At 73.4% G+C, this 22,165-nt stretch carries 22 protein-coding genes, 1 tRNA gene and 1 pseudogene; 8 read left to right on the top strand and 16 right to left on the bottom strand.

Annotated features, from left to right (window positions below; translation table 11 throughout):
• Positions 1–112: 112 nt before the first annotated feature.
• Positions 113–517 (bottom strand): arsenate reductase ArsC, encoded by a 405-nt coding sequence (locus tag ACTHLI_RS02225; protein WP_440181195.1) that lies wholly within the window; start codon positions 515–517, stop codon positions 113–115.
• A gap of 69 nt (positions 518–586) precedes the next feature.
• Here ACTHLI_RS02225 and ACTHLI_RS02220 point away from each other — a divergent pair, with 69 nt between their 5' ends.
• Together ACTHLI_RS02220 and ACTHLI_RS02215 are read left to right on the top strand one after the other, a co-directional pair.
• Positions 587–955 (top strand): ArsR/SmtB family transcription factor, encoded by a 369-nt coding sequence (locus ACTHLI_RS02220; protein WP_440181194.1) that lies wholly within the window; start codon positions 587–589, stop codon positions 953–955.
• Between the two features lie 91 nt (positions 956–1,046).
• On the top strand, positions 1,047–2,285 hold the full coding sequence (locus ACTHLI_RS02215; protein WP_440181193.1) for an AI-2E family transporter: 1,239 nt from the start codon (positions 1,047–1,049) through the stop codon (positions 2,283–2,285).
• A 19-nt stretch (positions 2,286–2,304) separates the two neighbouring features.
• Here ACTHLI_RS02215 and ACTHLI_RS02210 read toward each other — a convergent pair whose 3' ends face one another.
• The 11 genes and pseudogenes from ACTHLI_RS02210 to ACTHLI_RS02160 form a co-directional block, all read right to left on the bottom strand.
• Positions 2,305–2,937, bottom strand: a complete 633-nt coding sequence (locus ACTHLI_RS02210; protein ID WP_440181192.1) for an ABC transporter ATP-binding protein — start codon at positions 2,935–2,937, stop codon at positions 2,305–2,307.
• Entirely contained in the window at positions 2,934–3,620 is a 687-nt protein-coding gene (locus ACTHLI_RS02205) for an ABC transporter ATP-binding protein (protein ID WP_440181191.1), read from the bottom strand. Before ACTHLI_RS02205 ends, ACTHLI_RS02210 begins: the two co-directional genes overlap by 4 nt.
• Positions 3,617–6,655 carry an FtsX-like permease family protein gene (locus tag ACTHLI_RS02200; RefSeq protein ID WP_440181190.1) on the bottom strand — a complete coding sequence of 1,013 codons (3,039 nt, stop codon included), beginning with the start codon at positions 6,653–6,655 and terminating at the stop codon, positions 3,617–3,619. The genes ACTHLI_RS02205 and ACTHLI_RS02200 overlap by 4 nt, the downstream gene beginning before the upstream one ends.
• 116 nt (positions 6,656–6,771) lie before the next feature.
• A complete protein-coding gene (locus tag ACTHLI_RS02195; RefSeq protein ID WP_440181189.1) occupies positions 6,772–7,848 on the bottom strand; it encodes a magnesium transporter CorA family protein in 1,077 nt (358 codons plus the stop codon).
• A gap of 54 nt (positions 7,849–7,902) precedes the next feature.
• Positions 7,903–9,171, bottom strand: a complete 1,269-nt coding sequence (locus ACTHLI_RS02190) for an NRAMP family divalent metal transporter (RefSeq protein WP_440181188.1) — start codon at positions 9,169–9,171, stop codon at positions 7,903–7,905.
• Between the two features lie 47 nt (positions 9,172–9,218).
• Positions 9,219–9,905, bottom strand: coding sequence for a phosphatase PAP2 family protein (locus ACTHLI_RS02185; RefSeq protein WP_440181187.1), 687 nt, complete (start codon positions 9,903–9,905; stop codon positions 9,219–9,221).
• Between the two features lie 217 nt (positions 9,906–10,122).
• The gene (locus tag ACTHLI_RS02180) at positions 10,123–10,389 is read right to left on the bottom strand and encodes an SHOCT domain-containing protein (RefSeq protein ID WP_440181186.1); all 267 of its coding nucleotides are present in this window, start codon (positions 10,387–10,389) and stop codon (positions 10,123–10,125) included.
• A 25-nt stretch (positions 10,390–10,414) separates the two neighbouring features.
• Positions 10,415–10,873, bottom strand: coding sequence for a DUF6325 family protein (locus ACTHLI_RS02175; protein WP_440181185.1), 459 nt, complete (start codon positions 10,871–10,873; stop codon positions 10,415–10,417).
• Positions 10,874–10,998: 125 nt separating this feature from the next.
• Positions 10,999–12,357, bottom strand: a complete 1,359-nt coding sequence (locus ACTHLI_RS02170; RefSeq protein ID WP_440181184.1) for an alpha/beta hydrolase — start codon at positions 12,355–12,357, stop codon at positions 10,999–11,001.
• Between the two features lie 4 nt (positions 12,358–12,361).
• Positions 12,362–13,377: pseudogene (locus ACTHLI_RS02165) on the bottom strand (bifunctional lysylphosphatidylglycerol flippase/synthetase MprF).
• A 1,490-nt stretch (positions 13,378–14,867) separates the two neighbouring features.
• Positions 14,868–16,154 (bottom strand): alpha/beta hydrolase, encoded by a 1,287-nt coding sequence (locus tag ACTHLI_RS02160; protein ID WP_440181183.1) that lies wholly within the window; start codon positions 16,152–16,154, stop codon positions 14,868–14,870.
• Between the two features lie 298 nt (positions 16,155–16,452).
• Here ACTHLI_RS02160 and ACTHLI_RS02155 point away from each other — a divergent pair, with 298 nt between their 5' ends.
• Genes ACTHLI_RS02155 through ACTHLI_RS02145 form a run of 3 tightly spaced genes read left to right on the top strand, consistent with a single transcriptional unit; the run spans position 16,453 to position 18,873 of the window.
• Positions 16,453–16,965: a hypothetical protein gene (locus ACTHLI_RS02155; protein WP_440181182.1), complete on the top strand. Its 513-nt coding sequence runs from the start codon at positions 16,453–16,455 to the stop codon at positions 16,963–16,965.
• A gap of 7 nt (positions 16,966–16,972) precedes the next feature.
• Positions 16,973–17,635: a response regulator transcription factor gene (locus ACTHLI_RS02150; protein ID WP_440181181.1), complete on the top strand. Its 663-nt coding sequence runs from the start codon at positions 16,973–16,975 to the stop codon at positions 17,633–17,635.
• Positions 17,632–18,873: a sensor histidine kinase gene (locus ACTHLI_RS02145; RefSeq protein WP_440181180.1), complete on the top strand. Its 1,242-nt coding sequence runs from the start codon at positions 17,632–17,634 to the stop codon at positions 18,871–18,873. The genes ACTHLI_RS02150 and ACTHLI_RS02145 overlap by 4 nt, the downstream gene beginning before the upstream one ends.
• Before the next feature lie 96 nt (positions 18,874–18,969).
• Here ACTHLI_RS02145 and ACTHLI_RS02140 read toward each other — a convergent pair whose 3' ends face one another.
• Together ACTHLI_RS02140 and ACTHLI_RS02135 are read right to left on the bottom strand one after the other, a co-directional pair.
• Complete coding sequence (locus ACTHLI_RS02140; protein WP_440181179.1) at positions 18,970–19,281, bottom strand: transcriptional regulator; 312 nt, start codon at positions 19,279–19,281, stop codon at positions 18,970–18,972.
• Positions 19,271–19,753: a hypothetical protein gene (locus ACTHLI_RS02135; RefSeq protein WP_440181178.1), complete on the bottom strand. Its 483-nt coding sequence runs from the start codon at positions 19,751–19,753 to the stop codon at positions 19,271–19,273. Before ACTHLI_RS02135 ends, ACTHLI_RS02140 begins: the two co-directional genes overlap by 11 nt.
• A gap of 99 nt (positions 19,754–19,852) precedes the next feature.
• Between ACTHLI_RS02135 and ACTHLI_RS02130 the strand changes: the two genes are divergently transcribed.
• On the top strand, positions 19,853–20,680 hold the full coding sequence (locus ACTHLI_RS02130; protein ID WP_440181177.1) for a metallophosphoesterase family protein: 828 nt from the start codon (positions 19,853–19,855) through the stop codon (positions 20,678–20,680).
• Here ACTHLI_RS02130 and ACTHLI_RS02125 read toward each other — a convergent pair.
• Positions 20,646–20,718: transfer RNA gene (locus ACTHLI_RS02125), tRNA-Lys, on the bottom strand. The genes ACTHLI_RS02130 and ACTHLI_RS02125 overlap by 35 nt on opposite strands.
• Positions 20,719–20,774: 56 nt before the next feature.
• Between ACTHLI_RS02125 and bcp the strand changes: the two genes are divergently transcribed.
• On the top strand, positions 20,775–21,254 hold the full coding sequence (gene bcp / locus ACTHLI_RS02120) for a thioredoxin-dependent thiol peroxidase (protein ID WP_440181176.1): 480 nt from the start codon (positions 20,775–20,777) through the stop codon (positions 21,252–21,254).
• Here bcp and ACTHLI_RS02115 read toward each other — a convergent pair whose 3' ends face one another.
• Entirely contained in the window at positions 21,255–21,662 is a 408-nt protein-coding gene (locus ACTHLI_RS02115) for a hypothetical protein (protein ID WP_440181175.1), read from the bottom strand.
• Between the two features lie 254 nt (positions 21,663–21,916).
• Between ACTHLI_RS02115 and ACTHLI_RS02110 the strand changes: the two genes are divergently transcribed.
• Complete coding sequence (locus ACTHLI_RS02110) at positions 21,917–22,165, top strand: WhiB family transcriptional regulator (protein ID WP_440181174.1); 249 nt, start codon at positions 21,917–21,919, stop codon at positions 22,163–22,165.

Here is a 22,165-nt window from a genome sequence, read left to right as displayed (position 1 = left end):
GGCTCCGGCCGGTTCCTTGCCGGAGACGCCTCGCGGGCTCAGCAGCAGCCGGTGCCGCCGCAGCAGGTGGTCTGCTCGTCCATGTCGCTCACCTCCTCCCCGGGGTCGGGCTTCAGGGCGCCAGCTCCGCCAGCAGGCGGGCGACGCGGTCGCGGATCTCGTCGCGGATGGGGCGCACCCGCTCGATCGGGAGCCCTGCCGGATCGGTGAGCTCCCAGTCCTCGTAGCGCTTGCCGGGGAAGACCGGGCACGCGTCGCCGCAGCCCATCGTGATCACGGCGTCGGAGGCGCGGACGTCGTCGACGTCGAGCACGCGCGGCCGCGTGCCGGCGATGTCGATGCCCACCTCCCGCATGGCCTCGACCGCGACCGGGTTGATCGACTCGGCCGGTTCGCTGCCGGCCGAGAGCACCCGCACGCGATCGCCGCCGAGCGCCGCGGCGAAGCCGGCCGCCATCTGGGACCGGCCGGCGTTGTGCACGCACACGAACAGGATCGAAGGCGTCTCGTCGCTCATGGGCTCCTCCATCGACATCGGTCGATGAACTGTAGACATAGACAGCCGTCGATGTCTACGCTCGACGCCATGCCGACGACCACGCTGCCGCTGACCGCCATGAGCAGTGCGGCGTGCTGCGTCGGGGAGGCGTGCGGCCCCATCACGCGCGAGCCGATCAGCGCGGTCGGCGCCGCCGACCTCGCGGGCGTGCTCAAGGCGCTGGCCGATCCGGTGCGGCTCCGGCTCGTGTCGATGATCGCCGCCCACGAGGGCGGGGAGGCGTGCGTCTGCGACCTCACCGAACCGCTCGGGCTGACCCAGCCGACGGTGAGCCACCATCTCAAGGTCCTGATGGAAGCGGGATTCCTCACCCGAAGCAAGCGCGGGACGTGGGCGTACTACGCACTCGTCCCCGGCGCCCTCGACGCGATAGCCCGCACGCTCGCGACCGTCTGACCCGGGGCCGGTCCGTACTCAGCATCCGATCAGCGCACGCCCAGAATCGACCGAGACCCTCAGGGGTGCGTTCGATCCGGCAGCAGCGACGATGAAGGACCGCGGACCGTCGGGCTCCCGGCCGCCCGCCCGACGGGAAGCGCCGTCGCCGGCGGTGCTGCCGCGGGGCGCCGCCGGCGCGAGCGCGGACGCCTCGCTCCCGTTCGGCATCCGGCTCGCGGGCGGGCTGTCGTGGCGGCTCATCGCGATCGGGGTGGTGGTCATCGGCCTCACCTCCCTGCTCGCCAGGCTCGGCGAGATCGTGATCCCGATCCTCGTCGCGATCCTGCTCACCGCCCTCCTCACGCCGCTGAAGCAGGTGCTGGTGGCCAGGCGCGTACCGAGGGCGCTCGCCGTGCTCATCGCCTTCCTCGCGCTGCTCGTCGCGATCGCGGGCCTGGTGGTCCTCGTGACCCTCACGGTGCACAGCGGCGCGAACAGCTTCGTGACCCACGTGATCCGGAGCTACCGGACCGCGCTCACCGCGCTGCGGAGCTCCCCGCTCGGCATCAGCCAGACGGATGTGAACAACGCGGTCACCTCGGCCGAGAAGCTGCTGAAGGCGAACACGAGCAGGATCGCCGCCGGTGCGCTCACGGGTGCGGACGTGCTCGTGAAGACCGTCGTCGCGCTGCTCCTGACCCTGTTCCTCACCCTCTTCGCGCTCATCGACGGCGCCGGGATCTGGCGCTGGTGCGTCCGGCTCGCGCCGCGCAACGCCCGAGCGGCGGTCGACGGCGCCGGGCGGGCGGCATGGCTGTCGCTCCACCACTACGTGCGCATCCAGGTCGTCGTGGCACTGATCGACGGGGTCGCGATCGGCATCATCGCGGCGATCCTTCGGGTGCCGTTCGCGGCGCCGATCGGCGTGCTCGTCTTCTTCGGCGCGTTCATCCCCATCGTCGGCTCCGTGACCACCGGACTCATCGCCGTGCTGATCGCGCTGGTCTACAACGACCCCATCAACGCGCTGCTGATGCTCGTGGGGATCGTGGCCGTGAACCAGGTGGAGAGCCACGTCCTCCACCCGCTGCTCACCGGCTCCGCGGTGCGGCTGCATCCGATCGCCGTCGTCCTCTCTGTCGCGGCCGGCTCGCTGCTCGCCGGCATCGTCGGCGCCGTCTTCGCGGTGCCGTTCGCCGCAGCGGCGAACTCCGCCGTCAAGTTCGTGGCGGGCGGCGAATGGAAGGGCGAGCCACCCCCTCCGGTCGAGCCCGTGCCGGAGGACGGGGACCCGAGCCCGCGCCGCGACGACGACCCCGGGCCCGGGGACGTGACCACGACCGCCTGAGCCGCCGCGTCGCGACCGGTCAGGCCGGCGCGAGGCGGCCGTCGACGAGCCGCAGCGAGGTCGCCGCCCGTGCCGCGAGCGCCGAGTCGTGCGTCGCGACGACCACCGCGGTGCCGGAGGAGGGGAGGCTCGTGAGTAGCTCGGCGACCAGTCGGGCGTTGACGGCGTCGAGTGCCGCGGTCGGTTCGTCGGCGAGGACCAGTCGCGGCCGGGTGATCAGCGCCCTCGCGATGGCGAGCCGCTGCTGCTGACCGCCGGACAGCGTCTCGACGAGGTGCCCGGCGGCCTCCCGCAGGCCGAACCGGTCGAGCAGTGCTGCGACCCGCTGCTCGACCTCCCGCTTCGCGACCCTCTGTCGCCCCGGGGCCTGCAGCGGCAGGGCGACGTTCTCCGCCGCCGTGAGCAGGCTGACGAGACCGTGCCCCTGCAGGACGAGCCCGATGTCGCCCGAGGTGATCGCCCGCTCGGCCTCGCCCTGGTCGGGGCGCTCCAGCCCGGCCAGGATCGCGACCAGCGTCGACTTGCCCGACCCGGACGGGCCGACCAGTGAGATCGACGCCCCCTCCCCCACGTCGAGGTCGATGTCGCGCAGGACGGCCCGGCCTCCGCGGTCCGCGCCGACACCGCGGAGCCGGAGCATCGGCGCGGTCACGAGGTCACCACCCGTCCGCCGGCGAGCCGGACCACCGCGCCCAGCCGATCCGCGACGACGGCGTCGTGGGTGATGGTGACGAGGGTGGTTCCGACCGCCCGCACCGCCGTCTCGAGGAGCTCCACCACCCCGGCGGCCGCGCGGGCGTCGAGCGCGCTGGTCGGTTCGTCGACCAGCAGCACCCGGGGAGCCCTGGCCAGGCCCGCGGCGATGGCCACGCGCTGGCGCTCGCCGCCCGAGAGGCCGTCCACCCTCCGGTGCGCCAGGGGCTCCAGACCGAGCGATCGCAGGAGCTCAACGGGGTCGGTGCGCCGTGCCGCGCGGGCGCCGGGACGCTGCGCGAACCGGATGTTCTCGACCGCGGTGCCGTACGGCAGCAGGTTGCGCCTCGGATCCTGCACGACGACGGCCAGCGCATCGCGGCGAAGCGCGGCGAGCCGCCGCTGGGGCAGGCCGACCAGCTCGACGTCACCGATGCGGATGCTCCCCCTCGTGGGCCGCTGCAGCCCCGCGAGCAGGGTCAGGAGGGTGGACTTGCCCGACCCGGACGGCCCGACCACGGTGAGGCGCCCGCCCGCCTCGACGGTCAGCGACACGTCCGCGAGCGCGGTGAAGCGCTCGTCGCGTGCCGCGTACTCGTGCGTCAGCCCCTGGACGTGGATCGGCAGGCCCTCGCCGGTCACTCCTCCCCCTCCCGCAGCCGGTGCGCCGCGCCGGCCCGGACGACCGCTCTGGCGCAGAGCAGCGCCGTCACGGTGACGGCGGCGAGGACCGCGATGACGCAGAGCACGACCGGCGAGGCGGGCGGGAGCGCGGCGAGCCGGACGGGCGTCGTGTCGGAGAACTGCGGCACCGCGGGCAGCGCGAACAGCAGCGCGAGGATGCCGGCCGGGATGCCGACGACGGCCGCCGCGCCGAGCAGCAGCAGCTGCTCGACGAACGCCGCGCCGAACAGCTGTCGCCTCCTGAACCCCAGCGCGGCGAGCGCCGCGGACTCGTACGACCGGCGCCGCAGCGCGGCCGTGATCGACACGGCGGTCCCGCCCATGGCGAGCAGCGCACCGACGAGCGAGCAGAGTGCGAGCAGCCGCAGCGACAGGGCCGGGCCCTCCCTGGCGAGCGCCGCGGTCCGTTCGGCGATCGTGGTGCGGCCCTCGACGACGAGACCGGCGGCGCGCAGGCGGTGCAGCGCATCGGGCGGGGCGTGCGGCCCGAGCCACACCGACCAGGTCGCGTCCACGGCGAACGCCGGCAGCGCCGCCTGGAAGGAGCGCAGATCCACGACGACCCCGTCGTCGAGCGCGCGCGGCACGACCGGATCCGCCGCGACGACCACGAGCCGCGTGCTCGTGTCGTCGGACGCCGCAGCGGTGAGGGAGGCGCCGAGGCGGTCATCCCGCGCTCCGGCGCCCCCGACGACGGCGGGCACCGGGTCGAGCAGGTCCCCGTGCACCAGGCCGCCCGTGCCGTTCGCCGCGGTCGTGAACCGGTCCTCCAGGCCGGCCGAGGTCGGGAGGATGCGGTCCTGCGCGTCGCCCTGCTCCGTCGCGGGGCGCCATCCGCCGCGGATCGTCAGGTCCGCGGGCAGCGGGCGCCCGTCGACGGCGAGCGCCCGGACCAGCATCGCGCCGGTGACGGTCCCCGGCGCGGTCACGTCGCCGAGCAGGGTGATGCCGGTGAGCGTGCATCCGGCGGCGCACGGCACCGCGGCCCGGTAGGTCGATGCGCCGTGCCGCAGCCGGCCGGCGTCCTCCTGCACGGTGGCGCCCTGCACGGTCCGGAGCGTGAAGAGCACCCGCGGCGTCGGTCCGCCGACGACGTCGTGCAGCTCGATGCGCGCCGAGAGGGCGCGTCCCGTGAGCCGCAGCGGCGGGGGCGACCCGTGCGTCAGCTGGGCCGCGAGCCGGGCCGGGGACGGCATGGAGGCGGCCGGGGCCCCGACCGCCCGGAGACGACGGGCGTCGACCGCGATCACGTAGCCGGGCAGGTCGGCGCCGCCCCACGTGGTCCAGGTGGCGGCCGCGGCCGCCCATCGCCCCTCCGGATCGGCGCGCGTGACCTGCCCGATCACGTCCTCGCCCGCCGTGTACCCGACCGAGACGACCTGATCCGCACCCACCTCGACCGCTGCCCGTGTAGCCCGGTTGCCGGCCGCCACCGACTCGCCCCCGATGCCGAACACGGCGAGACCGAGCGCGACGGTGAGCACCGCGACGAGCCGGAGCCCTGCGGGCCGTCGGACGACCTGGCGGACCGCGAGGAACAGCGCGATGCGCCGGGACAGCGCCGTCGCGGGCACGAGGGGGCGCAGCAGGACCGGGAGGAGGCGGGCGCCGAGGAAGCCGACGGCGCACACGAGTAGGCCGGGTGCGAGCAGCACCGGCGCGCCGATGGAGGGCCCGATCGATCGCAGCGCCGCGAACGCGATCGCCGCGACCACGACGACCACGCCGTCCGTCATCGCGCCGGCCCGCGCGGGGCGCTGCACGTCGCGCGTGCGGCGCCACTGCTCGAGCACGGGCCGCCGCAGCGCACCCCAGGCGGACTGCACGACCGCGACCGAGCCGCCCGCGAGCGCGGCGACGAGGGCGAGGATCGCCACCGGCGGGAACGCGACGGGGGTGCCGGGCAGCAGCACCGAGCGCGTGAGCAGCACGCCTGCCGCCCATCCGGCGACGACGCCGACGGGCGCGGCGGCGAGCAGCAGGGCGACGGGTTCGCCGAGCCCGAAGCGGATCAGCGCAGGGCCGTCGAATCCCCGGAGCTTCGCCAGGGCGATGTCGGCGCTGCGCGAGTCGATGGTGTCGACCAGCACCCGGTGGAGCACGATGCAGCCGAGCAGCGCGAGCTGGAGCACCACCAGCGCGGTCGCCGCGTCGATCCTGGCCTGCACCTCCCTGGCACGGTCGAGCACCCGGTCGACGGCGGTGTCGACCGCGAGCCCGCCCGGCCGCCCTGCGCGCTCGACCTGCAGCACCTGGCGCCGGAGGGAGCCGAGGTCCGCGATCCGCACCCCCGCGTCCGCGAGCGGCAGGTCCACCGCCGCCTGCACCCGGGCATCGCTCGTCAGCGCGGAGAACGTGGAGCGGGCGGTGAACACCGTGTCGCCGACCGGGTGCCCGTCCGGCTCGACGGACTGCTCGAAGTACCCCTGCCCGGACCAGTCGGCGGATCCGGGATCCCGTGGCGTGTACACGCCGACGATCCGGACCGGCAGCGACGCCGGGGACGACTCCGCGTCGATCTGCAGCCGGCCCCCGAGGTGCCAGCCCGAGCCGAGGGCGACGGAACGCGCCGAGACCATCGCCTCCCCCGCCGCCTGCGGGCAGCGCCCCGCATCCAGGTGCACGAGCGCGCACGTGCCCGAGCGCCAGACGAGGCGCGTGTGCTGGTAGCCGCTCGGGGTCGACCCGGTCGCGACGATGAACAGCGAGGCGAACCGCGTCGGCCGGTGCGGGATCGGCGGCAGCCGGGCCGCCGCCGCCAGCCGCGCGTCCGCCTCCGTCGGCGTCAGCTCGGGCGAACGGTGCGACACGCCCTGCAGGCGCAGCCCCGTCTGGGCGCCCGCCGCGTGCAGCACGTCCTGCAGACCGCTCTCCGCGGCCGCGAGCGCGAACACGGGCCCGAGCACGGCGCTCGTGCAGACGACCACGCCGCAGAGCCAGGTGATCACGGACAGGGCCGCGCGCCAGCGGAGCGCGCGCAGGGCCAGTCGCACGATCGCACCACCGCTTCCTGCTCGAACCGCAGGACCGTCGTCGGACGACGGGCGCGCATGCGGTGCTCCCATCATGCGGGAGGAGCCCGGGGCTCCTCCTCCGCCTCAGTATCCGGCTACAGCCAGCCGCGCCTCCGGAGCATCGCCCAGATCCCGCCGCCGAGGCCGAGGATCACCGCGCAGCTGGTGAGGAACCCCCACTCCTTCGAGAAGCCGGGGTAGGGCACGTTCTGCCCGTAGAACCCCGTGACCGCCGTCGGCACCGCGATGATCGCGGCCCAGGAGGCGAGCTTCTTCGTGATCTCGTTCAGGTCGTTGCCCTGCTCGTTCTGGTTCGTGTCCAGGATGCTCGACACGAGCTCGTGCTGCGCCTCGATCTCGTCCGTCGCCTGCAGGACGTGGTCGTGCACGTCCTGGAAGTACGGGCCGAGCCGGTCGCTCGCCAGGTGGTGGTCCTCGTCGCTGCGGATCAGGCGCGCCACCACCTCGCGCATCGGGGCGACGGCGCGACGCAGCCGGCTGAGGCTCTTCCGCAGCTCGAACCCGCGACGCCGGATCTCCGCCCGCCGCTTCGCGTCGAACATCGCGTCCTCGAGCAGCTCCAGCGCGTCGCCGATCTGCTCGACGGCCCGGTAATGCCCGTCGACCACCGCGTCGACGAAGCCGTGGACCAGGAACCCGACCCCCGCCTGCACCAGGTCGCGGTCCGCGTCCCAGCGGGCGACGAGGGCGTCGATGTCCCACTCGGCCTTCCGCACGGTGATCAGGGCGCGGTCCGTGATGAAGGCGCTCAGCTCGGACACCGCGAGCTCGTCTGAGCCGGGTTCGAACGTGACGGCGTACATGTTCACGAACAGGTGCGTCCGGTACCGGTCGAGCTTCGGCCGCTGATGGTCCTGCACCGCGTCCTCGACGGCGAGCGGGTGCAGGCCGAACTCGTGCGTGACGATGCTGAGGTCGGCGACGTCCGGGTCCAGCAGGTCGAGCCAGACGAACGCGTCGTCGTGCGCGGCGAGGTGATCGCTGATCGACTCGGCCGGGAACCCCTCGTCCACCAGCCGGCCACCGCGGTAGAGGCGGGTGCGGGTCGGGCACGTCGGCGGCGTCGCCTCGGTCACGCTCGCAGCGGACGGCCCCGCCTCCTGCGGGTCCCCGGATGCCGGCTCGACGGCGGGGACGCTCGGTTCGCTCATCCCCCCATGCTCGACCCACCGGATCGGCGTTCGATGGTGAGCGGCCGGGGACGGTCAGAGCGCGGTGACCGCCTGCGGGACCATCGAGAGGGCGAAGCCGATCACGACCACGCAGAGCGCGGTCACGACCCACCGATAGGGCCCGCGCATCCGGTGCTCGCGCGGCAGCGCCTTCGCCTCCAGGGCCAGGAGGAAGCCGAGCACGAGCGGCAGCAGCAGCGCGTTCATCACCTCCACCTCGACCGCGAGCTGCACGAGGTTCACCGACGCGAGGACGAGCGCGGCGCCGACCACATGGATCAGCCCGTACACGAGGAAGAAGCGCCAGTTGCTCCGCCCGACCCGCTCGTTCAGGGAATGCCGCCACCCGAACACGTCCGCGAGCCCCCACGAGCCCGCGAGCGACACCACGAGCGCGGCGACCAGGGCCGCCCCCAGCACGGCGAGCCCGACCAGCACCGCGGCCGCGCCGCCGCCGAGGAAGGGGGCGAGGGCGGTCGCGATGTCGCCGACGGTGTTCAGCGCCTTGTTCCCGTGATGCGTCCAGACCGTCGCCGCGAGCGCGACGATGACGACGATCATCACCCCCTGGGTGAGGACCGATCCGAAGGCCGTGTCGCGGCGCTCCCGCTTCAGGTCCCCGGTGGTCAGCCCTTTGTCGATGACCGCGGTCTGCTGGTAGAAGATCATCCACGGCATGATCACCGCGCCGACGTTCGCGGCGAGCAGCAGCAGGTAGCCCTGGTCGCCGATGGGGATCCGTCCGAGCCCGGACAGGATCGCGGCCGGGTCGGGCCGGGCCAGCAGCATCGCGGGGACGAACAGCAGCTGCGCGAGGCCGACGACGATGCCGATCCGCTCCGCGCGCCGGTAGCTGCCCATCAGCCCGACCGCGAGCAGGCCGGCCGTCGCCACCGGCACGGTGATCCAGGGCGACACCCCGAACAGCTCCCCCGCTCCCGCCACGCCGGCGAACTCGGTGAGGAGCGCCCCGATCGAGGACGCGACGAGCGGGACGACGGACACCACGCCCCAGCCGCGCCCGAAGGTCTCGGCGATCAGCTGGCCGTGCCCCTTGCCGGTCACGACGCCGAGCCGGACCGTGATCTCCTGCACCATGTAGAGGATCGGGATGAGCAGCAGCTGCGGCAGCACGAGCGCGTACCCCCACTGCGCTCCCGACTGCGCGGCGGTGACGAGACAGCCCGCGTCCGTGTCCGCGAGCATGACGATGAGCCCCGGGCCCCAGACCGCGAGCAGCCCGCGCCGGGAGGCGGCCGGTTCGGCGAGTGCGGGAGCGGCTCCAGCACTCGTCGACGGCACGGCGCCAGTTTAGGGTCGCCTAACCTCCGGATCCGTGGGGGCCCGTCTCAGCCTCGGCCGACTCCCGGGACGAGGGGGCTGCGGTCCCGGGGCAGGCGACGGGCGAGCCAGGGCAGCGCGTACCGGACCCAGAGGGCGAAGACCAGCGGGGCGACCGCCAGGACCCAGAGCAGCGACGCGGTCACGTCCGTCGGGTAGTGCACGCCGTCGATGGTGAGCAGCAGCGCCACCCCCACGAGCAGCAGCGCCCCGACCACGACGAGGACCCGCCGGAGCGTGCCGGGGCGGATCAGGAGGATCGTCGTGACGACGACGGCGCTCGCGAACGCCATGTGCCCGCTCGGATACGACGCGTCGATCTGGGCCGGGTGGTACGGCAGCGCCAGCTGGGCGGCGATCGGCCGAGGGCGGTGCACGAGCAGCTTCACGACGGCCATCGAGAGCCAGGACACCGCGATCGTGACCGCGAACGTGGACGCCCGCTGCCAGCTGCGGCTCACGAGCAGGATCACCGCGGTGATGACGACGGTCCCCACGATCGCCGGCGCGGGCCCGATCCCGTGGTACAGCGCGTTCCCGAGCGCGCCGATCACGCCGTGGTGCAGGAGGTTCAGCGCGTGCGAGAGCGGCATCTCGAAGGCCCCTCCGGCCTTCAGCAGGAAGCCGATCACGATCAGCAGGACGGCCGCGGGCACCGCGATGAAGGCGCGAATGCGCACATCGGAGCGCGTCACGGCCCGAGCGTGCGCCACCGGGGCGTCGGGCGTTCCTGCTGGGCTCATCCGCTCGTACACGAGCAGTAGCCTCCGGAACGGCGTCTCAGAGATCGCCAAGAACCGCGCAACCGCGGCCGCGCCCGTCGGTCTTCGCGGATCCGGAATTTCTCAGCGACACCCCGGTCGATCGCCTCACTGCACGGCGTGTCGTCGGATTTCTCCGGATCCGCGACGGTCACGCGGCGAGGATGCGCTGCTTCTGCGCCTGGAACTCCGCCTCCGTCAGCACCCCGGATGCGCGCAGCTCGCCGAGCCGCTGCAGCTGCTCGACCGGGTCGGGCGCCGCGACTTGCTGCGGCGGCGGGGCCTGCTGCTCGGGCGGTGCGGCCTGCTGCTCCTGGGAAGCCCAGCGGTTCGCCTGACGACGCGACACCCGGTTCGACACCGCGGTCGCCGTCCCGGCGATCACGGCGGTCCGCGCCACGCCTCGGATGAGTCCCATCACGTCCCTCCTGGTTCCGGTCAGGTCACGCCGGCACGCGTGCGGACGCGGGCCGGTCCTCGATCTCGTCCAGCCGCGCCGCGACGTCCAGCGCCGGGATCCGCGCACTCGACACGACCTCGGCGCCTGCGGCGGCCATCGCCGTCACGAACGGCACCGCCCAGGTGTTCTCGTAGATGACGATCCCGACCGCGTCGCCCGGCGCGATGAGATCGCCGAACTCCTCCAGGTCATCGTCGTCGAGCAGCCCGGATTCGACGCCGTCGAACAGCGCCAGGTCGAGCAGGCCGTCGCCGTCGAGGTCCGCGAGCGCCGCGCCACGGACCGTGCCGTCGGTCCCGCGCTTCGCGAACCGCAGGTCGAGCACGCGGATGATCCCACGGTCGACGAGGTCGACGATGGCCCGCAGCCCGTCGCCGGTGAACCGCGCGTGCGGGAACCGCAGCGCCAGGTAGTCGATGGGGCCGACGCCCACGTCCGTCATCGCGCTCCTCCGTCCTTCCCGCCTCCGCCGGGGCGGGGGCGGGACCGTCGTGCTGCGCAAGGACGGTACGAGCGGCGGACGGGCTCGGCATCGTCCGCCGCGGATGAGGGGTGCTCGCGGCAGCGTCATCTGCGCAGCAGGTGCTGAGCCATCTCCGGTACGCCGATGCCGAGCACGCCCTGGACGGTGTGCCAGTCGTGGGCGCTGTCGGGCAGGCGCACGACCGAGACCACCAGCCCGGCGCGGGCCGCCGCGTTCGCGAGCGCCGCAGCGTCCGCACCGTAGTCGGTGTCGGCGGCACCCCATCCGATGACCACCAGGTCCTCGGGGAACGGCCCGAGACGGCGGAGGAGGCGCACCGGTGTCGCAGCCAGATAGCGCTCCAGGTCGCCGTGGAACGCTTCGCGGACCGTGTTCGGAACACCACGGTCCTCCTCGGCGAGTTCGGGTGCGATCGCGAGACCGGCCGTGAAGAGCCGCCGATGCGTCGGGAGGAGCTGCAGGACGCAGGTCCCTCCCTCGGAGAACCCCTCGACACCCCAGCCCCCGACGCGTACGGGGAGGTGGGTCCTCGCCCAGTCGGGCACGTCCCGCGTGAGATAGGTGTCGACGCGCCCCAGCCGGGAGTCGAGACACATCGGATTGTTGCCGGGGAGCCCGATCTGGTCGGCCGCGATCACGATCGGCGCGATGCCGTGGTTCTCGGCGGCATAGCGATCCAGGACGCCGCTGAGGCCGCCGTTCACGAAGACGTCCGTGGGCCACCCGGGCTGGCCGGACAGGGACAGGATGACCGGGAGGCGCGGCGGATCCCGCGTGAGGGCCGCCGGCGGCAGGTAGACGACCGCCGGCCGTGCGCCGAAGTGCGACAGACGCGCCGGGATCCGGACGGTGCCGAGCACGCCGTGCGCAGGGAGCTGCCCGCGGGGTCGCCAGTCGGCCGCGTCGACGAGACGCGCCGGAAGCACCGGGAGCGCGAGCGCGGGGATCGCGTCGCGGTGGAAGAGGGCGCCCAGCGTGGGGTAGGCAGCCACATCGACGTTGATCCCGAACGCTCCGGCGAGCAGCGACGCGGGTATCAGGGCTGCCGCCTGGATCCGGCGCCCCGCCCCGCGCCGCACCAGACCGTGCACCCCAACGGCGACTCCGCCGAACGCGAGCGCGCACCACATCCGGATGATCGACGTGAAGTGGACCCCGACCACGTCGACCACGTCGCTGGCGAGCCAGGCGATGATCAGGCCGGCGCCGCAGCCGAGCGCGAGCACGACGAGACCGGCGGCGACCGAGCGGATCGCAGCAGGGGGTGGGGAGATGCGCCGCGGGGGCCGCTGCAGCGCCCTCCCGCGCAGCAGCGCGAGTGCGCGACGGGGCCCGACGGGCAGCAGCACCGAGATCGCGAGGAGCACGCTTCCCGCGTACAGCGGGACGAGCTTGGTCCACACCTCGAGCCGGGTGCGGAGCACGAGATCGAGCAGTCTCACGACGTCAGCCGGGCGTGCGCAGCCGGGCGGCCCTGCGGCCCGCTCGACCGGGTCGGTGTGCGAGATGGCTCCCTGCCAGAGCGACGAGATGCTTCGGGGCGGCGTCGGGCAGGTAGGCCCGCAGCAGCGCCATGCCGATTGCGGGCAGCGCCATCCGGTCGGGCACGACCATGAGGAGGGGCGGGCACTCGGGCTGGAACTTGTGCTTGAAGGCCGCGAGCGAGCGGAAGCCGTAGGCGGGCTCGAGCACGGCCGCGAGTCGGTCGAGCAGACGCGAAGCCGCCGAGTCACCCGACGACGCGGATGTCGCCAGCGGGGAGGCGGACAGGCTCACGAATTCGAGCCCCTCCTCCCGAGCGACGAGCACCGCGGAGGCGATCAGGAACTCGATCCCCCCGCTCATGCCGCGATGCGACGACGCATCATGTCGAGCGTCGACCCGATCCGCTTGCCGTCGCGCCAGGTCGGCAGCCAGCTCGTCACCGCTTCGATGCGGTCGTCAGGACCGACCGCGAGCAGCAGCCGGGTGTCTCGATCCTTCAGCTCCCGCAGGCCGCCGAGGGTGAACGACATCTCCGGGAGCGCCCGCTGGGCCGCCCAGTCCTCCGAGATCGCCTCGATCTGCGCCCGCCGCGCCGGCGAGCACCCGGCCCAATCGGTCCACACCGCGCGCACGCCGAGCCGTTCCGCCCGGTTGAACGACGAGCGCACGTCGGCCCACCGCTTCCCCGTCATCGAGAAGGTCGCGGGCCGGATCACGCTGTCCTCGCCGATCGGCATCGTGCGCCACGTCCCGGCGGCCGTCAGGCGCTCGGCGAAGGCGGGGCGCACGGTGTAGAACACCGGCGTGAGGCCGCGGTCCTCGCAGTCGCGCGCGAAGTCGCGGGCCGCCGGCTCCGAGCCCTCCTCGGCGCCGAGGGGCTCGCTGATCGCGAGCGCGACGGTGCCGACCGGACGATAGGCGACCGCATGCTCGCCGTCCGCGGTGAACCAGAGGCGGTTGCCCGGCCACAGCGCCATGCCGGCGAGCGGACCGCCCGGGGCGGCTTGCAGCAGGCGCCGCGCGCGTCTGATGTCGGCGGCCGGCGCTCGGTCGCGCACCGCGATCAGGCAGAGCGCCACCGCGAGCGCGACGCCCGTCCACGCGACCGGGCCCGTCCACGCCCAGACCTGGTGCGCAACGGGCCCGGTCGGTACGAAGTCGGCGCGACGCAGGCGGAGGAAGCCGAGCGGCACGAACCGCTCGGGGAGGTCACCCAGCAGATCGCCCAACCCGGGTACCGGCGAGAACTGCGCCCGGGCGAACCAGGCCACCGCGAGCGAGGCGACAGCCGATCCGAGGACCGAGAGCCCGGCGACCGCGGCGGCGGCCCGGCCGACACCGCGGGTGGTGGACACGGTGAAGTGCCGCCGCTGCAGCACCACCAGCGCGGCGACCGCGAGCGGGAGCGCGACGGAGAGGATCGCCTGGACGAGCGTAATCGAACCCGCAGCCCTCGTCGCGGCACCGGGGGTGAGCGGGATCAGGTCGAAGTAGACGGCGCCCAGCACGGCGTAGAGCAGCTCGACGGCGACCGCCACGATCGCACCGACGCGGTAACCGCGCCACAAGGCGATCGCCGCGAGCACGAGGACGAGCAGCGGCAGCACCGAGACGAGCTGGACGCCGGGCAGCACGCCGGAGAGGCGCGTGAACTCGTGCGCGCAGACCGCGACGGGATGCTGCAGGTGACACCAGTGCTCGGCACCGTGGCCGGCCGGGTGGGCGCTTCGGACCAGCTGCCCGGTCGGCCGCAGCAGACCCCAGCCGTGCGGAGCGAGACCGGATGCGAGCGGACCGGCGGCCGTGATCCCCACGAGCACCGCGACGAGGCTGCGCGCTTCCCGATGCGATCCGGCGAACGGCGTGGCGCGCGGTGCTTCCGTCGCCATCGTGAGCCCGAGGAGCAACCCGACGATCGCTGCGACGACCCGGTAGAGGTCGGCCGGCCCACCCCAGTACAGCATCGCCACCGCGAGCGCGGCGAATCCGAGGACGCGGATCCTCCGCCGCCAGAGTGGTCCGACGACCGCGCTCAGTGCGAGCGCGACACCGGCGAGCGGGATGGTCGGATCGAGGACCAGCAGCGTCATCGGGGGCCCGGGCACGATCGTGCGGGTCGCGAAGCCGGCCACCTGCAGCAGGACTCCGACCACGGAGCCCGCGACGCCGGTCGCGGCGAAGACGCCCACCGTCCGCAGCGGGCCCAATCGCGGCTCGGCTGCACCGATGACGACGAGCACGCCCACGACGGCGAGGAGGGCGTGCAGCGGGCTGTGCGGCACGAGGATCCCGGCGAGCAGGCCCGGAACGACCTGCCCGTGCACGAGCACCTCGGGGTCCCAGCCCCAGTGGTGCCGGGCGGCCGTGCCGCTCCCCCACGGCGCGAGGGTGCCCGCGACGACGGCGAGCACGGCCATCGTCGTCGCCAGCGCCAGCGTCACCGGACGGTGCACGAGCCATCCCCGCATCAGCGCAGTCCCCACGTCGGCAGCAGGCGCTGCAGACCGAGGTCGAGCCCGGCCGCGCCCGTGTTCCAGTTGTGCGCGAGCCCGGGGATGCGCTCGAACGTCGCGTGGATGCCGACGTGACGAGCGGCGGCGGCCATGGCCGGTGCGACGCGCCCGTAGCGGTGGTCGAGCGCGCCGACGCTGTAGATCGCGGTGATGCAGTGGTACCGGCCGTGCTTCCGCATCATCGCGATCGGATGCGCGGCGCGCCACGCGGCCGCGTCGCCGTGGAAGGCCTCTGCGACGGTCCGTGCCACGGTGTGGTCGAGCGGCCCCCACTCGGGCGAGACGGCGATGACCCCTCCGAAGAGCTCGGGGTGCGAGGCGCCGAACTGGGCCGCGCAGGTCCCTCCTTCCGAGAACCCTCCGACCGCCCAGTGCGCCCGATCGCGGGCGGCCGCCGGTACATGGTCGAGCACCCAGCGGCGCACATCGACCGTGATGTAGGTCGCCACCCGGCCGAGTGGCGAGTCGACGCACATCGGATTGCTGCTGTACGCCCCGAGCTGATCCGGCACGACGACGATCGGCGCCCGCCCGCCGTTCCGCGCGGCGATCGCATCGAGCCGCGTCTGGAGACCACCGGCCAGGAAGACATCCGAAGGGCTGCCCGGCTGACCCGAGAACGCGATCACCACGGGGAGGCTCCGCCTCGGCTGCTCGGCCGTCGCCGGCGGCAGGTAGACCCAGGCGTCCCGCGCTCGGAAGTGCGACACGCGCCCCGCGATGCGCACGGTGCCGAGGGTCCCGACGGTCGGCGGCGACGCGGACGGCGCGCTCGAGACGACGCGGTCGACCCGGAGCGGCTGAACACCGGTGTCGCCGAACGCGGCGCCGAGGGTCGGGTAGTACGCGACGTCGCGGTTGATCATGAGTGCTCCGGACACGAGCGCCCCCACCAGCGCGAGGAGGGCCACCGCCCTCCGCCACCAGGCGGTGCGCACGAGGTTCACGACGGCGATCCCGGCTGCCGCACCCGCACCGGTCGCAGCGGCCCTGATCACCGTCGAGGCGGGAGCGCCGAACGCGTCCAGCAGATCGACCGACACCCACACCGCGAGTGCCCCGAGGGCGGCTCCCGCACCCGCCGCCGCCGCGGACCAGCCGGCGCGCACGACCCCTGCCCCTCGCACACCGAGCCGCGGGACCAGGAGCACGAGCAGCGCGGCCGCCGCCGTCGCATACACGCCCGTGAGGAGCGGGCCGTCCTCGATCGGCACCGATTGCAGCCAGACCACCGGATTCACCGCGGACCGATCCTCTCCGCGCGGCGTCGATCACCAGCGCGTCCGTCCGCAGTGTTCAGGAGCGGAACGCGGCTCGGGGTGGTTCGCATCCGATCTCCTCCTCGCGACGGAGCAGGACCATTCGCGAGGACGACCGGTTCCGTGGACGCGACGCGTCCGGAGGGATGTCTACGGGATGCGTCGCCATCGAAACGGCCGCCGGGGTCGGCTGTCACAGACCTGTCACGGAGCACACGACGGCGATCCCCCGACCGGCCGATACCGTTCGTGGGGCCGCTCTCGACATCAGGAGGACCGATTGGCTGGAGCGACCGCTCGGCGCCTGGGGCGTCCCCTCGCCGCCGCGCTCGCCACCGGCGCCGTCGTGCTCGTCGTGGCCGGCGCCGTCCTCGCGCTGCACCGGTCGTTCGCCGACCCGGGGCCCGTCACCCTGCACCTCTCCTCGGCGGATCCGGACGCGGTCGCCTCCCACACCTACCTCATCGACTGCGATCACCAGACCGTGGTGCGCCCTGCGTCGTTCGTGCTGACCTGCGCGGACGCGAACAGCTCGCTCGAGCCGGCGCGCTGGACGGTCTGGGGAGGCTCCACTGCTCGCGGCAGCGGCTCGTACGTGGAGAACGACTGCAAGCCGAACTGCGCTGCGGGGACCTTTCGCGACTACGACGTCGAATTCACCGCCGATCGTCTCGCGGAGGCGGACGGCACCGGGCACTACCGGCGCATCACCGTGCACTTCGTGAAGGCCGAGCCCTCCTGGGTCCGGCACCGCACCGCGGAGTTCGACGTCGACTTCTTCCACCTCGGCTGACTTGACGATGACCGCTGTGCTGCTCGTCGAGGACGACGACGACGTCCGCATGACGACGGCGCTCCTCCTCCGCCGCCACGGCTTCGTGGTCCTCGCCGCCGCCGACGCGACGGCCGCGCTCGAAGCGGTCGACGGCGCGGCGGTCGACGTCGTCGTCGCGGACGTCGGCTTGCCGGAGGTCGACGGCATCGCACTGACGCGCCTGATCCGCCTCCGGTCCGACGTCCCGGTCCTGCTGCTGACCGCACGCGATCTGCCTGCCGACATCGTGCGCGGGCTCGAGGCCGGGGCGGACGACTACGTCACGAAGCCCTTCGACGGCGGCGTGCTCGCGGCCCGGCTGCGCGCGCTCGAACGGCGACGCGGGACGAGGACACCGGCGGTCACGAGGATCGGGGACATCGAGGTGAACCGCTCCGCGAGGACGCTCAGCCGCGGCGACCGGACGATCGTGGTCAGCCCGACCGAGTTCAAGCTGCTCGAAGCCCTCCTCGACGCGGAGGGCGCGACGCTGTCGCGCCGTCAGGCGCTGCGCTCGGTCTGGGGCGACGAGGACTGGATCGACGAGCGGGTCGTCGACACCAACGTGCTCCGGCTGCGAGCCAAGCTCGGTGACGGGGCGATCGAGACCGTGCGCGGCTTCGGATACCGGATCCCGAGGACGCCGTGAGGCGAGGCATCCCCTGGTACCGGTCGATCCGGACGCGGATCGCCGTGCTGTTCGCCACCGGCGCGCTGGTCTCCGCCGCGCTCGTGGGAGGCGTGCTCGACACCGGCATGATGACGAGCGGCATCAGCCAGCTGCGCGATCGCGCCGTCGATGCCGTCGCTGCGGCCACCGCGACCTACGACTTCACCGGCACGGTGCCCATCGACGCCACGGTCGGCGCGAGCGGCGCGCCGCCTCGGGTGGACGCAGCGATCCGCCGGGACACGGTCACCACGTGGTTCGACGGGCGGTCGATGTGGGCGTCACGGCGGGTCGCCTCCGGACGGGTCCTCACGGTTCGGATCCCCGCGGTCGGACTGCTCCGGCAGCGCGAGGAGATGCTCACGATCCTCGGGCTCCTGGTCGCGGGCGTGCTCGCGGCTGCGACGGCCGTCGGATGGCTGGTGGCCGGCTCCCTGACGGGTCGGCTGCGCTCGGCGGCGAACACGCTGGCGCCCGCTGCCGTCCCCGCCCGAGGCGCGCGGGACGAGGTCGAGGAGCTCATCGATCAGATCGAGGGACTGACGGACGCGCTCGCGGCGCGTCTGGACCGGGAGCGCGCGTTCTCCGCAGACGTCGCACACGAGCTCAGGACCCCCCTCACGGCGCTCAGCACGGCGGCCGAGCTGCTTCCACCCGGTGAGGAGGCCGAGGTGGTCATGCGACAGGTCACCCGGATGCGACGGCTCGTCGAGGACCTCCTGGAGCTCGCGCGCGCGGAGGCCACCTTCCCGTTCCGGGCCGGACCGGTGGACGTCGGCGAGCTCGTGTGTCGCGTCGTCGCGGACGACGGCGACGTCGAGGTCGTGCTCGACGGACCCGGCACCCGCGTGACCGACGGGGCGATGCTCGAGCGGGTCCTGACGAACCTGATCCAGAACGCTCGGCGCCACGGGGCACCACCGATCCGCGTCGTCGCGCGCGACGGCGTGGTCGATGTGCTGGACAGCGGCCCAGGATTCCCGCGGACTGTCCTCATCGACGGTCCCAGGCGGTTCGGTAAGCACGGCAGCGCGGCGGGGGTGGGATTGGGCCTCGCGATCACGACGGCGTGGGCGCATCGGATCGGAGCGGAGCTCGTGCTGGACAACACCTCGACCGGGGCCCGCGCCTCGGTGCGGCTCCCAGACGACGACCGGATCGCCCCCGAGGGGGCACGAGTGCGAGCCGAAGGTCGACCACGGGCCGATGCGATTTGAGGCGCTCGCCGGCGCCCCAGGGTCACCCTCGGCTCTGCTCGGTCCCGCGCCGATGCGGGCACCCGCTGCAGCTGTGGAACGAGCGCGGCCGGGCTGTCAGCCGACCACGCCGGCCGCGAGCTGCTGCAGCGCGGCGACGTGCCCGTCGAAGGCTCGGCGCCCCGCCGCCGTCAGGCACACGGTCGTCGTGCGCCGGAGGTCCGTCCGGCTGAGCGACGCCTCCTTCCGCACGCGGACGTAGCCGAGGTCGACGAGCGCCTTGACCGTCTTCGAGAGGTTCGCGTCGGAGAGGTCGAGCGTGTCCCGCAGCGCGGCGAACTCGGCGTCGCCGACGTGCCGGAGCAGGCCGCAGAGTCGCAGCCGGTTCGGGGCGTGGATCGCGTCGTCGAACCGGGGCTCAACGGCCATGGCGCAGCTCGGCGAAGGACGCGCGGTCGTACCAGCGCCCGCCGACGACCGTGGCCGCGAACACCGCGGCCACGAACACCGTGACCCAGAGCGCGGCACCCGCGCGCGCGGCGACGAGCGAGGCGACGAACAGGAGCACGACGGCGACGGCGAGGCAGATCGCGCGCCATCGACTCCTGGGCCCGGCGTCCCGGAGCACCGCGAACCCGGTCGCCCGCTTGTGCGCGAGCAGGAGGAAGACGAGTCCGACGCAGCCGAAGGTCACGACGGTCGACCGCGTGCCGCTGTCCACGATCGCCGGGGAGGCCACGAACGCCGCGAGGATCGCGCCGAGGCCCGGGTAGTACCACCACGGCGTGCGGAGCCGCTCCGCCAGCGCGGCCCGGTCGGCGTCCAGCGCGTCGAGCGCACCGCGCGCCTCGTCGGGCGGGAGGGCGCCGGAGGCACCCGGGGCGGCGGGATCGCTTTCCATACCGGCAACCGTTTCACTTTCCAGAGCGGAAAGCAACCGTGAGCAGTCGGAGCTCGGGTGCCCTCCCGCACCGGAGCGCCGGCGGGGCAGAGTGGACGCATGGTCACCTCGGTCGCGGTGCTGTCGGACGTGCACGGGATGCTCGTCGCACTCGACCGGGTGCTCGCCGAACCGGTGATCGCGAGGGCGGAGCGCGTCGTGGTGACCGGCGACCACACCTGGGGACCCCAGCCCGCGCAGGTCCTCGACCGCCTCCTCGAACTCGGCGACCGGGTCGTCCTCGTGCGCGGGAACGCCGACCGGGAGCTGCTGCAGATGTCGCGCGGCCTCGACGTCGGACTCGGCGAGGACCCGCTCTCCACGTGGGGCGCGAGGCAGTTGACGACCCGCCACCAGGACGCGATCGAAGCCATGCCGGAGTCCGTGGTGCTCGACGTGGACGGGTTCGGGCCGACCTTCTTCTCGCACGCGACACCGAGCAGCGACGAGGAGGTCGTCCTCGTCGACTCCCGGCCCGATCGCTGGCTCGAGGCGCAGGCGGGGCTCGCCGAGGACATCGAGACCGTCGTCACGGGACACACGCACATGCCCTTCATCCGCCTCGTCGACCGCCGCCTGGTCGTCAACCCGGGCAGCGTCGGACTCCCTTACGGACGCACCGGCGCGCACTGGGCGGTACTCGATCGAGGCGTCGCCTCACTCGGCAGGACCCGCATCGACCCGAGCGACCTGATCGCACGGACCGCCGCAGGCTCGTCCTTCCCCGGGGTTCGGGCCTGGCTCGAGCAGGTGATCAGGCACCCGGAGAGCGACCTCGTCGCTCTCCGGGAGTTCGCGCGTCGCGAGACGACGATGGGCCGGTCCAGGAGGACCGGCCCATCAGGTGTTTCGGTACACCCCCCGGGACTTGAACCCGGAACCCACTGATTAAGAGTCAGTTGCTCTGCCAATTGAGCTAGAGGTGCGTACGACCGCTCAGCGGCCGGGGAGCAAGATTAGCAGACACGAGAGGATCTCCGACATGACGGACACGGCCGCACGCCTCGCCCCCGGCGACCAGGCACCCGACTTCACCCTGCCCGACTCGACCGGCAAGCCGGTCTCGCTCGCCGACCACCGCGGCAAGAAGGTCGTCCTGTACTTCTACCCGGCCGCGATGACACCCGGATGCACCACCGAGGCGTGCGACTTCCGCGACAACCTCAACTCGCTCCGGTCGGCCGGGTACCAGGTGATCGGCGTGTCCAAGGACGAGCCGGCCGAGAACGCGAAGTTCGCCGAGCAGGAGTCGCTGAACTTCCCGCTGCTGTCGGACCCGACGCTCGAGGTGCACAAGGCGTACAGCGCGTTCGGCGAGAAGTCGCTCTACGGCAAGACGGTCACGGGCACGATCCGGTCGACGTTCGTCATCGACGAGCACGGCCGGGTGAGCCTGCCGCTCTACAACGTGAAGGCCAGCGGTCACGTCGCGAGCCTGCGCAAGCGGCTCGGCGTCGACTGATCAGGACTGGGAGGAGCGGCGCGCGGTGGCCTCGCGGACGGGCCGCGTGAGCAGCAGGACCGCGGCCACCACGCCCGGGACGATCGCGACGAGACCGAGTCCGGGCTGCGCGCCCTGCCCCTGGAACGTGTAGAGCCCGACGAGCACCTGCACGATCTGCCAGACGAGGCCCGGGGTCCGCGACCAGGAGCGGGCCCGCAGGGTGCCGACCGCGACCAGCACCAGCAGCGCCGCGGCGAGCAGCAGCGTGCCACCGACGCCGTAGGCGGTCGGCGGGTAACGACTCCCGGGGCCGGCGGCGATCGAGAGCGCCGCGAGGACGGCCATGCCGACGGCCTCGAGCAGCTCGATGACCGCGACGAGGACGAGGGCGATCGGACGGGGAGCGGGGACGGTCGGAGGGCTCACAGGCACATCAGACCTTCGCACCCTTGATCGCGGTTCGGTGCTGTGTCACCATGTTTCCGGTTCGTTTCGATGCCCCCGAAGCCGTGGGCATACGGTGACGCGGACAAGAGGAACGGGAGACCGTTCCTCTTCGGCTGTCAGGGGCTGGAATCCAGCCTAGGCCCCGTCACCCGGAGAACATCGAGCGACCGCTGACTGCCCGGCGCCGCCTGCTGCCTCCGGGACGATCGAACTGAATGAAGGAGCGCCCACGCATGGACTGGCGTGACCGAGCTGCCTGCCTGACCGCTGACCCGGAGCTCTTCTTCCCCGTCGGCAACACCGGGCCGGCGGTGGATCAGATCGACCGGGCGAAGTCGGTCTGCGGTCGCTGCACGGTCACCGAGTCGTGCCTCCAGTACGCGCTCGAGACGAGCCAGGACTCCGGCGTCTGGGGCGGCCTGTCCGAGGACGAGCGCCGCGCCCTGAAGCGCCGCGCCGCGCGCGCCCGCCGCTCCGCCTGA

Origin of the sequence: Amnibacterium sp., from assembly GCF_051956055.1 — a bacterium.
Taxonomy (GTDB): domain Bacteria; phylum Actinomycetota; class Actinomycetes; order Actinomycetales; family Microbacteriaceae; genus Amnibacterium.
This window is presented reverse-complemented; position numbering and strand designations above follow the sequence as displayed.